This window comes from Bartonella sp. AP11XZML, from assembly GCF_042196445.1.
Classification (GTDB): domain Bacteria; phylum Pseudomonadota; class Alphaproteobacteria; order Rhizobiales; family Rhizobiaceae; genus Bartonella.
On the sequence record NZ_JBHIQF010000059.1, the window covers coordinates 1 to 1,446 of the forward strand.

3 protein-coding genes and 1 pseudogene are annotated in these 1,446 nt (G+C 31.0%); all 4 read right to left on the reverse strand.

Translation table 11 applies throughout. The features are described 5' to 3' along the window. Window positions 1–141: 141 nt before the first annotated feature. Window positions 142–432 carry a type II toxin-antitoxin system YafQ family toxin gene (locus ACFIMG_RS05590; protein ID WP_375618671.1) on the reverse strand — a complete coding sequence of 97 codons (291 nt, stop codon included), beginning with the start codon at window positions 430–432 and terminating at the stop codon, window positions 142–144. 10 nt (window positions 433–442) lie between these two features. Continuing rightward, entirely contained in the window at window positions 443–724 is a 282-nt protein-coding gene (locus tag ACFIMG_RS05595) for a type II toxin-antitoxin system RelB/DinJ family antitoxin (protein ID WP_375618670.1), read from the reverse strand. A gap of 36 nt (window positions 725–760) precedes the next feature. Next, entirely contained in the window at window positions 761–949 is a 189-nt protein-coding gene (locus tag ACFIMG_RS05600) for a type II toxin-antitoxin system RelB/DinJ family antitoxin (protein WP_375618669.1), read from the reverse strand. A 203-nt stretch (window positions 950–1,152) separates the two neighbouring features. After that, a pseudogene (locus ACFIMG_RS05605) lies at window positions 1,153–1,446 on the reverse strand (type II toxin-antitoxin system HipA family toxin); the annotation flags it as partial.

Sequence of the window (1,446 nt, forward strand, 5' to 3'; positions counted from 1 at the left end):
AAACTGATATATTATTGCATAGAAAAAATAGGAATTAAATATACAATTTTCGTTCATAAAAAATGATCGTTTTTTCTGATATTAGAAGTTGTTATATGTGTTTTTTAATTTCATTTTTTTAAGAACGGAAAAAACAATTAATCATATACGCAGTTCTGAATGGGAACCAAGACGTAATAATTCTAATGTATTAGTTTCAGGCTTTCTATAAAGCAAAATAAGATCTGGTTTAATATGGCAATTATAACAATCGTGCCAACCCCGCCAAGCACCTATCATCCTATGATCTTTAAAACGTACTTCCAATGGTTTGTCTTTTGCCAATGTTTCAATCACAAGGAGTAAGTCTGTTTTTAATATGTGAGCGTGCTTTCCTTTTTTTTCACGTTTAACATCACGCCGAAATAATCTAGTGCTGATAATTTCCCTCATATGTCTTGGCTTAAGCGCGCTTTTTTAATTCGTTTTTTTTATCTTCATCATTGCAGATCATGTTTCGCAAATCATCTAATGACATACTTTCCATACACCCATCCTCTGCATCCTTGATAGCTTGTAGCGTTTCTGGAGAAGGTTGAAAAAGATCAAGCGGTAAAACTTCATTTTTAGCAATATATACCATCAACATACGTACAGCATCGGAAATAGTTAAACCCGTAGATTGAATAACCTCTTCTGAAACGTGTTTGATAGCATCTGGGACATGGACTTGAATTCTTGCCATTATCCAAAGCTCCTTTTCATTTAAGCTAGTTTTAGTTCACTTTACAGATTGATGAATTTTGACATTACCTTCAGTTCTAAATAAATAAACAGGCAAGGCTTTATCTACAGCAATATTTGTTAAAAACATACATACGACATCAGATATAGTTAGACCTGCTTCTTCAATAACAGCACTTGCGGAAACATTTATATCATCATGAATTCGTACCTGAATTCTTGCCATTATCTAAAACTCCTCTTCAGTTGAAGTACATTGTACTCAAATAATGTCTTTTTGTATATCTATCAAGAGTTAAAATTGAGAATTTTTCTTACTTAAATTATTAACCATTAGTATTAGCCTTATCAGGCGAACATTTAAGCAGTTTATCCATAACGCCATAAAACTTTATCCGTTAGAAAATGAGAAATAAAAAAGAAAATAGATTAAATTTTTAAATGTTGAGAACGCTGTTGAATAACATTGATGATTGCATCAAAAACTTCAGAACGCAAACCTTTACCCTCGAGTTCTTTCTTTAATTTTATTGCTTTATCATTGATTAAATCAGTCATTCTTTTTATTTGCTTTTTTAAGGACAATTGAGCGGATTTAGTATCCGCAACCATTTTATAAAAATGACGTAAATATATTTTTTTAGGTATATATTCTCCTCCTATTTTCATAGCCATTTTTTGAGATAAATCTGAATAAATAGCTGTGCTTAACAAATCATATGC